Consider the following 9607-nt stretch of genomic DNA (forward strand, 5'->3'; position numbering starts at 1 on the left):
CGCCGGCGTCAGGAGCGCAGGCTCGCCTTTCTGTGCTGGAGAAAGTCTCGTTCGACGGCGTTCTCGGTCAGCGCGGTGGCCGCGTCGTACGCCTGCGCCGCCTCGGCGTTGCGGCCGCATCGCCGGAGCAGGTCGGCGCGGATCGCGTGGTACAGGTGGAATCCGGCGAGGCCGAGGCAGTCGACCACGGTGAGCGCCGCCTCCGGCCCGTCCACCTCGGCGACCGCGACCGCGCGGTTGAGAGCAACGACCGGGTTCGGGGCGATCGCCATGAGGTGGTCGTACAACCGCAGGACCTGTGACCAGTCGGTGGCGGCGGCGCTCGGCGCGTCGCTGTGGACGGCGTTGATCGCCGCCTGGAGTTGGTACGGCCCTGGCTGGTCGCGCCGCAGGCAGGTGCGTACGAGCGCCTGCCCCTCGGTGATGAGTTCGTGGTCCCAGCGGCTCCGGTCCTGGTCAGCCAGCCGGACGAGGGTGCCGCCGGGTCCCGTACGGGCGGCCCGGCGTGAGTCGACGAGCACCATGAGGGCGAGCAGCCCGATGACCTCGGGCTCGTCGGGCATCAGGTCCGCGAGGGTCCGACCGAGCCGGATGGCCTCGGCGCACAGGTCCTCACGGACCAGCAGGTCACCGGAGCTGGCCATGTAGCCCTCGTTGAAGATGAGGTAGATGACGGCGAGGACGGTCCGCAGGCGGTCGGGGAGGTCGGCCTCCTTGGGTACGCGGTAAGGAATCCGCGCGTCGCGGATCTTGCCCTTCGCCCTGACCAGCCGTTGCGCCATCGTGGGCTCGGCGACGAGGAACGCCCGCGCGATCTCCGCGGTGGTGAGGCCGCCGAGCAGCCGGAGTGTCAACGCGACCTGGCTGGCCGGTGCGAGGGCGGGGTGGCAACAGGTGAAGATCAGGCGTAGTCGATCGTCGCGCACAGGTCCCTCCTCCGGAGGCTGGTCACGGGCATGGAGTAGCGCTGCCTGGGCGTGCCGGTCCTCGCGGGACGCCTCCCGGCGGAGCCGGTCGATCGCGCGGTTGCGCGCGGTGGTGATGATCCAGCCGACGGGGCTCGGGGGAAGGCCGCTTTCCGGCCAGCGTTCGAGTGCGGTCGTGAAGGCGTCCTGGACTGCCTCCTCGGCGATGTCGATGTCGCCGAAGACACGAACGAGTACGGCCACCGCGCGGCCGTACTCCTCCCGGAACACCCGCCCGATCTCCGCGGCGGACGGGACCGGCACGCCTGCGGTCATCCGCAGCTTCCGTAGGCCAGTGGCCGTACCTCGATCGGGAGGGTGATCGCCCGCGCGACCTTCCGTCCCCATTCGAGCGCGGCGTCGAGATCAGCCGCCTCGATGACCGTGAATCCGCCGATATGCTCCTTGCCCTCGAGGTACGGACCGTCGGTCGTGAGCACCTCGTTGTCCTTGAGGTGCACCACGGTGGCTGTGCTCGGAGGATGCAGCCCACCGGAGAACACCCAGGCGCCGGCGGCTCGGAGTTCGGCGTTCACCGCCTCGAGATCCCGCATGATCGGATCCAGGATCTCCGGCGGCGGTGGTTCGCCGTCGGGTTGGTAGATGCTGAGCAGGTATTGCGGCATCTGGACTCCTCCTCGGTCATGACGCTACGCCGGCGTCGTGTCGGCCTCTCATCCCCTACACGAACGACCCGCGCCAGGATCGACATGAGTGCGGCGCGGAATGATGCACCGGTCAGAAGAGGGGGTACGGCGCTCATGCTGAGGTCAGGAAGCTCGTCAGCGCTGGTTCCGTAGTGCCGAACTGATCTGCAGCTGCAGCGCCAACCTCCGGCGCGGGTCGTTCAGATCGAGGTCGATCACGCCCTGCAGCCGGTGCATCCGGTAGCGCAGGGTGTTCGGATGGATCTGAAGCTCCCGGGCCGCCCGTAGTGGCTCGCCATGGTGGCGGAGCCACGCGGCCAGGGTCGGGACGTACTCCGTGCCGTGCCGGACGTCATGGTCCAGGAGTGCTGGGAGCGGTCCACCCGCAACGGCGAGATCGACCGAGGCGACGACGCGATTCACCACCACGGCGTCCCACGCGCTCTCGACGGCGAGCGCGGGCCCGCTCACGTCGCCGGAGCGGAGCAGGCCCAGCAACTCCGCTGCTTCGGCCCTCGAATGCGGCAGTCCGGAGGCCGAGACCGGGGACCCGGCGACCGCGGCCCAGCCACGGTTGTCGTCGTTCTCCGTCTCTGCCACCAGCCGTTGAAGCCAGTTCCACGAGCCGACCTTCGTACCATCGGGGACCCGCTCACCAACAACGGCGAACACGACGCCGTCCACGTCGGCAAGAGCCGCACCTCGCCAGCCATGCCGCCGCAGCACGGTCTCCCAGACCTGGAGCTGTTCGCCGGCGTCGTGGCTCTCGGGCGCGCTGAGTGCGGCCACCCGCCACGGGCCCGGACCCGGGAGTACCTGATCAATGAGCCGCTCCGGCGAGTACTGCGACAGCGCCGCCCTGAGCAGGTCGGTGGCGCTGCGCCGGGCTAGGTCGGCCTGTGCCCGCAGCCGCAGCAGGTGGAGCGCGAGCACCGAGGCGGCACGCCGCAGCTCGCCCGTTGTGGCGTCGTCCACCGGCCCGCTCACCACCGCCCACATCGAGCCGAGCCACTCACCGCCCGCCCGGACCGGCACCACCAGCCTGGGCAGCGTCCCGTCCGGCCCTTCGGAGATGAGGAACGGCTCGCTGGAACGGGCCAGGCGGCGGAATACGCCGAGCGCCCTGAAATGCGCGGCCACCTCTTCGGGAACCCGCCGCCCGATGATGGTGGCCACCCGCGCCGTGTCCGTCTGCCCTTGCCCCGACGAGTAGGCGAGTACCCGGGAGCGGCTGTCCTCGAAGGTCACGGGACCACCCACGATCGAGGCGACCGTGTCGGCCAGCGCGAAGAGATCATCGTGCCCTCCCCGCGGCAGACCCTTGTCGGAGGATCCCGGCATGCCCGATCCCGGCACGCCGGAGCGGTCGATGACGCCTCTGAGCAGCCACACCAGGTGAGCCCACGGGATACCGTCTCCGGCTGCGACGAGGGTCATCCCGGCTCGGCGCGCCGACGTGGTCACCGGCTCCAGCAATGCGGAGGAGGAACGCAAAACAACCCCGGAAGCGCCCGCGTCCACGCACCGCTCGACCAGGCGCACGGCCTCCTCCGCACCGGATACGCCGACGCCGAGGACCAGATCGTCCGGCTGACCGGCGGCCGCATCATCCGGTTCGGCGACGAAAACGTCACGAGCCGGGCGGTTCTCACCAGCGACCACGACGCGTAACAGCGGTGGGCCCAGCGCGGCGGCGATCTCGACGGACGAAGTCACCTCACCATTGTGTCCTGCGCACAACGAACGCGGCGAACCTTGCACCCCGCAGACCATGACGCGCGTCATCGTACGGTTAAGGATCAGTGGCATGACCTCGGATATCTCGGTGCGGACCGCTCCACGGGACGTCGCGGTTGTCGGTGCCGGCATGGTCGGTCTGGCCACCGCGTGGTTCCTGCAGGAACGCGGCGTCTCCGTCACGGTTGTCGACCGACACGGTGTCGCCGCGGGCGCCTCCTGGGGCAATGCGGGCTGGCTGACCCCTGGGCTCGCCACGCCCCTTCCCGAGCCTGCGGTGCTTCGGTACGGCGTCCGCGCGATGCTGAGTCCGTCGTCGCCGGTGTACGTCCCGCCCCGGCCCGATCCCCGGCTGGTGTCCTTCCTCGGCCGGTTCGCCCGCAACAGTACGGCCGCCCGGTGGCGCCGGGCGATGGATGCGCTCGTGCCGATCAACCGGCGTTCTCTCGCCGCCTTCGACCGGCTCGCCGCCGGCGGGGTCGAGGCCGTGACGCATGACGCGGCACCGTTCCTGGTGGCGTACCGCAACGAGGGCGAGCGAGCCCCCTTCCTGGAGGAGTTGGATCACATCCGGGCCGCGGGTCAAGACATCGAGTTCGACACCCTGACCGGCAGCCAGGCCCGGGAGATCGAGCCGCTGCTCGCCCCCTCCGTCGGCGCGGCGGTGCGCCTTCACGGCCAGCGCTTCATCGATCCGGGCGACTACGTCCACCAGCTCGCCGAGGCAGTGCGAAGCAGGGGCGCGCGCATCATCACCGGCCACGCGGTGACCCGGGTTCGCGACAGCGCCGACAGTGTCGTCATCGAGACGTCCGATCGTGTCGAGCGGACCTTCGACACGGTGGTGCTGGCGACCGGCGCGTGGCTGGGTCAGCACGCCCGACGCTTCGGTGTGCGCACCATCGTGCAGGCCGGTCGCGGCTACAGCTTCAGCGTCAAGATCGACCGGATCCCGGCCGGTCCGTTGTACTTCCCGGCCCAACGAGTGGCCTGCACGCCGCTCGGAGACCGCCTGCGCATCGCCGGAATGATGGAGTTCCGGTCCGCCGACGCCGCCCTCGACCACCGGCGGATCACCGCCATCACCGATGCTGTGCGTCCGCTGTTGCGGGTCGCGGACCTCGACAACCGGGCCGACGAGTGGGTTGGGCCGCGCCCATGCACACCGGACGGCCTGCCGCTGATCGGGCGAACCAACTCGCGCCGGGTCTTTGCCGCTGGCGGGCACGGCATGTGGGGCATCACGCTGGGTCCCGCCACCGGCGAACTCCTGGCCGAGCTGATGACCAGCGGGCGAACGCCGGCAGAGCTCGCTCCGTTCAGCCCGACGCGCTGACGATCGCACGGCCGGTTTGTCCGCTCCGGGACACCCGTGGGCCGCTCCTCTGATGCGGCAGGATCGCGCTGTGAGTTGTGATCAGATTGTGGTGGAGTACCAGAAGTGGCCCGGCACTCCGCACTATGCGACCCGGATGGTGGTCCTGGGCGAGGACGCGAGTGGGATCTGGGTCGGGACGCGCGCTGGCGCGGAAGTACGTCGTGGGAACGGCAAGCCGGCGGTCGTATCATCCGGAGACTCCGTGTCACTCTTCCCGCGCGGGCGTGGATGGACCGCTCGTTGGTACGCCAGACCCGAGAGCGCCGGGCGGGCGTCCCGCTACTCCTGCTATGTCGACATCACCACGCCAGTTGAACGCACCGAGTGCGGGATACGGGTTATTGATCTCGACCTCGACGTGGTGCTGACCTGGGCGGGTGGGCATGCTGTGCTTGACGAGGACGAGTTCGGCGAGAACGCCACCGCCCTCCGTTATCCCCCTTCACTGGTGGAGCATGCGCTGAGCTCATGCGCCGAGGTGCGGGCGGCTATGGCGAGCCGGGCATTTCCGTTCGATGGCGCCCATGAGACGTACGCCGCCAGGTGGTTCGGCGGCGTATGACAGTGGGCGACGGGATCCAGGTCATCACCGACGACCGAGAGAACGCCGTTTCTCAACGTCTGCGTACTGACATGGACGACACCGCGAACGGTACACCCGAGCACGACGCCGCACTCGCCGATTTCATGACCCGCATCCAAGAACACCGCAACACCCCCGACGGCTTCTGGGTCGCCGCAGCCAAACCCGAAGCCGCCCAGCACTCACTCACCGGAACCCTGCCCGCCCAATCCATCCGACGAGCCGCCGTCCTCACCAACGGGGCGACCCGCCTCGTCGACCGCTTCGGACTCACCACCTGGCCCAACCTTCTGGACCTCCTCCAGTACGCAGGCCCCGCCGAACTCATCCACCGCACCCGCCAAGCCGAAGCCAGCGACCCCCACGGCCAGCGATGGAAGCGCCGAAAAAACCACCGACGACGCGACCGCGGCCTACTGCAGCCACTTCGCTCACAGCCCTTGTGATCCGACAGCAGATCTGCAACCGATCTCTGCCAGCTGATGCGCGACAGGCCTAGGAGCCTGCTGACCACCTGACGAGCGACCAACGCACGGATCTGCCGATGAGCGGGCGATACTCGGTCCCGTGGCAGACATGAGGACCGACGTGATGTTGTCGATGCTCCGCGCTCTCTGGGAGCAGGTGACTGCCGACCTTCGGGGAGTGGCGGTGACATTCCGAGGTTCCTCGGAGCAGGGAGCGATTGAAGCGCGATTCCTGTACGAGGGCGAGGTCGGCGACGTGCAGGCGGAGTGTGTGTCCATGGCCGAGACCTACTGCATCGCTGACTTCCCGCCTGAGGTGTCCGTCGCCTTCCGAAGCGGTACCCGACGCGGCACGCGATCTGCTGCCGGACGAGCACTGGGTGTTCCTGCGCTGGGAGTCAGAGGTCTGACCGACCGCTCATGCCGCGTTCAGGCCACGAATCTCGGATCGTCGTAGCCCATGTCGCGCATCTTCGCGGCCGAGAAGACGATCATGATCTCGTCGCCTGGAATGAACACACCCTCCATTGAGGGATATTGCGGGATCGCGGCCCCGAACCAGACAGGACCGGTGCCGAAGTCCAGGCGCAGAGCAGTAGGAATCTCGACGACACGAGCAGGCTCGACGACCTCGCCGCTCGCCAAGGTGGCTGGACCGAGTTCGATCCGCTCCCACGATGTCGTCGCACGCAGTACAGGGGTGTCCAGGATGCCTGTCCAACGAGATTCGCCATCGGGGCCGATTCGTTCCGGCCCGTCCTCTCCCAGGACAAGGTGGCGTTCGATGGGTTCGGCGAAGACCTCGACGCCGTAGGGGTAGAAGGTGTTGGTCCACGTGACGGTCACGGGGCCGGCGTCCGTGGAAAGTTGCACACCCATGACGGCGTGATGCCAGTCGCCGTAATCCCACCGAGCCGGCCCGGGTCCATAGTTGTGGATGTCCCAATAGTCCACTGCGTAGATGCGAAGCCCTTCAAGCGCGTGCACCTTCCGATCAAAGGCGACCCGCGCGTCGGGATCGTTGACTGTCACGAGGCCATGATCCCCGAGCCGCGGGCTGCGGCCAGACGAAACGCGCTCTCATGCCGCGATCCGCGCTTTCGGCTGTCGCAAATCACCCGGCGGACGGCTCGCACATCACCTGGCACACGACTGTCAAGCATCAGGTGGCACAGGACAAGTGCCCACAGCCCTGCGTTGCTGAGTTGACCTCTCTTGGATCAAGGCGCCGCTGACGCGGCGCACCGCCCGTACCGCCCTTGCGGGCGGCGCCGGGGCGCCGTCCTCGGGCTCGCCGGGCGGACAGAACGGCGCACGTCCTTTAGAACGTCCTCGGCTGAGCATGCAGGGCTGGTGATCGCCCCGTCTTCCTCGCATGCCAGTCTCCGGCCTGCACTCCACGCGTCAAGGGCGCCTGCCGGCGTCGCTTCGCGATCTTCGACCCTTGACCCGTTCCGCTCCGGCCTTCAATCTGGCTGATTGCGAGGACGACGGGGATGAGTGGTCCGCGTGGCCAACCCATGCGTGAGCACGGGAACGGCGCTAATCGACTGCGAGGGGGATCGCTTGGTGCACAGCAGCTCTCAGGCAAGCCGCGTGGGCACCCAGCGACTGTGACTCGCCCGAGTGGGGCCAGTCCAGACCGATATGGACATAGCACGGGTCATCGTTGGTCGGCTGGTTGCAGAACGCACAGATGTACCGCACGAAGTCGCCAACCATCGGACCTCTTCCACGGAGCGACCTTCCCACAAGAACGTCCGCATCCGCCTCGCCCCTTGCTAACGCCGTTTCTAACACGAGCCCTGGACGACCATGGACAGCGGCCGACGACATGGGCCGGCAGAGCCCTCTGACCCTCGTGATCTGGACGACGGCGGACGCCGGTAGGTGATCTTCAGCGGCCTACGGAACAGATGCTTGCCGAGGCGGGCCGAGCACGAAGACGACCCGGGAAACCTGCTCTGGAGTATCGGCATCGACCCAAACCTGAAGGGGGTACTCGCCGCGAGCCAGTGTGAGGCCGGCACTCTCCCCGACTTCGAAGTTGCCGACATCGACACCATGGTTGCCCAAATAGAGCACGGTCTCGTGGACCCAACGCAGGCCCTTCGGCTCATAGTCCGACCAGACCTCGACACACACCGACTGTGGCCCGGTCGCACCAATGTCGGACTGCGTGGCAACCGCAACCCCTGGATACGGCGGCCTGTCTGGATGCACCAGGGATGGTGCGCGGTAGGCAACCCATTCCTGTCCGGTCTCCCATTGCGGGTAGTCCTGCCAGGTGGCATCAACGATTGCGACCTGCCCATGGAGCGGGGACATATCAAGTTGGACGAGTAGCGCCATGCACGGACCGTACGCCCGCCGTGCACTTCCTCATGCCTCGCCGGTCGGCGGATCTTGCTTGCGTGGGAATCGAGTAGGTTAGCGCTCCCGCACGGAATACGGACCTCCCTTCCGGCGCGCGAACAGGCTCGATAACCCTTCTCTGTAAGGGTTATCGAGCCTGTCGGTTTGTTTGTATGTCCCGCTTCCCCGTGCGCCGGTTAGAACGGCGGCGGATCCGGATCGTCTGGTTCTACCGGATCGGTGAGGCGTGGTGGGGTGACCTCGTACTCCCGGCTGTGCGGATCGGTATATCGAAGGTGGCCTGGGCTGGTTTGCTTCACTTTCCAGTCGCCTTCGGTTTTGACGCGGTGGTGGCGTCGGCATAGTGGTGCCACATTCGCCACGGAGGTTTCGCCGCCCTCGGAGTAAGGCTTGGTGTGGTCGAGGTCGCAGGAGATCGCGGGGCGCCTACAGAGCATCCAGGTGCAGCGCTGGTTCAACGACTGCACGAACTCCGCCGGGAGACCGCGTAGGAAGCGTTGCGCCATCGGATGCAGGCTCAATAACTGCCCGGTGACTGGGTGGGTGATACCGATGGTGAACATGGCGTCGGGGTTGTCGAGATGGTTGGCGATCAGCCGCCGCGCTACTTCGGTGAGTACGGGTCCGAACCCGCCCAGCTCGGCTGGCCGCTCCGCCAGCTCGAACAGGGTCGTGATCGGCACGTTCAGCTGGAGTTTCGCCTTGATCGCCGCTCTCCAGGACCGGAACGCGGCCGGAATCTCCTGCTCCGCAAGGTCATCATCGGACGGGATTTCCTCGCGGGCTGGCCTGTCGTTGCGGGGCTGCGGCCTGGGCCGGTCCAGCGGGTGGGTGTAGGTGGCGGGTTTGCAGTCCTCACACGGGCAACCCGCAAGGTGGTGGTCGTGGTCGCACCCGGTGTGCCGGCATCCATCCGACTCGGCGGCAGAGTCATTCCGCGCACCCTCAGCTTCGCCTTGAGCGGGGCTGTCGGCGTTGTTCTGCTCCTCGAGCAGGTCGTCAAAGGACTCTTGACAAGGGCCGGAATCGTCGCCGTTCTCCTCCTCGCCACTGTCAGGGGCTTCTTCCTCGCCGTTACAGATGAGGACGTCGGCTTCACCGGACAGGAGGGAGGCGGCGATGTCGGCGCGCAACTGAGGCAGGGTGCGTTCGTCTCCGCCGGATTTCATGGTGCGGGCGATGGCGTCCAGGTATCCCCAGATCTGGGCGGCCACGTCGTGGGAGATCCCACGGATCCGCAGATCGGAGACGCCATCCAGGGATGGGTAGACGTCCACGCCGCGGTCGTCGCGGGCCCTCTTGTGACGCTCTTTCGCCGCCTCCGGATGTCGGGTAGCCCGGGGGAATCTCACCCCCAGGCCCCCGCAGATCCCGGCGTGACAGTCTCCCGTCACCGGGCTCTTGTCATCCTGGTCACCAAAAGGCGTGGGTCCATGCCCAGTGGGCGAAAGCTC

10 protein-coding genes are annotated in these 9607 nt (G+C 67.7%); 4 read left to right on the plus strand and 6 right to left on the minus strand.

Annotated elements, in window-relative coordinates:
• Positions 1 to 8: 8 nt before the first annotated feature.
• The 3 genes from B141_RS0134235 to B141_RS0134245 all read right to left on the minus strand — a co-directional run bounded on the left by B141_RS0134235 (position 9) and on the right by B141_RS0134245 (position 3328).
• Positions 9 to 1241 carry an RNA polymerase sigma factor gene (locus B141_RS0134235; protein ID WP_020579694.1) on the minus strand — a complete coding sequence of 411 codons (1233 nt, stop codon included), beginning with the start codon at positions 1239 to 1241 and terminating at the stop codon, positions 9 to 11.
• Positions 1238 to 1591, minus strand: coding sequence for a YciI family protein (locus B141_RS0134240; RefSeq protein ID WP_020579695.1), 354 nt, complete (start codon positions 1589 to 1591; stop codon positions 1238 to 1240). Before B141_RS0134240 ends, B141_RS0134235 begins: the two co-directional genes overlap by 4 nt.
• A gap of 156 nt (positions 1592 to 1747) precedes the next feature.
• Positions 1748 to 3328 (minus strand): PucR family transcriptional regulator, encoded by a 1581-nt coding sequence (locus tag B141_RS0134245; protein WP_040423150.1) that lies wholly within the window; start codon positions 3326 to 3328, stop codon positions 1748 to 1750.
• 91 nt (positions 3329 to 3419) lie between these two features.
• Between B141_RS0134245 and B141_RS0134250 the strand changes: the two genes are divergently transcribed.
• The 4 genes from B141_RS0134250 (at position 3420) to B141_RS53260 (ending at position 6234) form a co-directional block, all read left to right on the plus strand.
• Positions 3420 to 4685: an NAD(P)/FAD-dependent oxidoreductase gene (locus tag B141_RS0134250; RefSeq protein ID WP_026257835.1), complete on the plus strand. Its 1266-nt coding sequence runs from the start codon at positions 3420 to 3422 to the stop codon at positions 4683 to 4685.
• 70 nt (positions 4686 to 4755) lie between these two features.
• Positions 4756 to 5289, plus strand: coding sequence for a ribonuclease FAU-1 family protein (locus B141_RS44315; RefSeq protein ID WP_157181500.1), 534 nt, complete (start codon positions 4756 to 4758; stop codon positions 5287 to 5289).
• Complete coding sequence (locus B141_RS44320) at positions 5286 to 5756, plus strand: hypothetical protein (RefSeq protein ID WP_157181501.1); 471 nt, start codon at positions 5286 to 5288, stop codon at positions 5754 to 5756. The genes B141_RS44315 and B141_RS44320 overlap by 4 nt, the downstream gene beginning before the upstream one ends.
• A 145-nt stretch (positions 5757 to 5901) precedes the next feature.
• Complete coding sequence (locus tag B141_RS53260; protein WP_474775235.1) at positions 5902 to 6234, plus strand: MafI2 family immunity protein; 333 nt, start codon at positions 5902 to 5904, stop codon at positions 6232 to 6234.
• Here the strand turns inward: B141_RS53260 and B141_RS0134270 are convergent.
• The 3 genes from B141_RS0134270 to B141_RS0134285 form a co-directional block, all read right to left on the minus strand.
• Positions 6207 to 6809, minus strand: coding sequence for a hypothetical protein (locus B141_RS0134270; protein ID WP_020579700.1), 603 nt, complete (start codon positions 6807 to 6809; stop codon positions 6207 to 6209). The two genes, B141_RS53260 and B141_RS0134270, sit on opposite strands and share 28 nt — an antisense overlap.
• Before the next feature lie 873 nt (positions 6810 to 7682).
• A complete protein-coding gene (locus tag B141_RS0134280; RefSeq protein ID WP_020579702.1) occupies positions 7683 to 8129 on the minus strand; it encodes a hypothetical protein in 447 nt (148 codons plus the stop codon).
• A gap of 200 nt (positions 8130 to 8329) precedes the next feature.
• The coding region (locus tag B141_RS0134285; RefSeq protein ID WP_237742880.1) for an HNH endonuclease at positions 8330 to 9607 on the minus strand (1278 nt) is incomplete at its 5' end.

It is taken from the genome of Actinopolymorpha alba DSM 45243 (assembly GCF_000373925.1).
GTDB lineage: Bacteria > Actinomycetota > Actinomycetes > Propionibacteriales > Actinopolymorphaceae > Actinopolymorpha > Actinopolymorpha alba.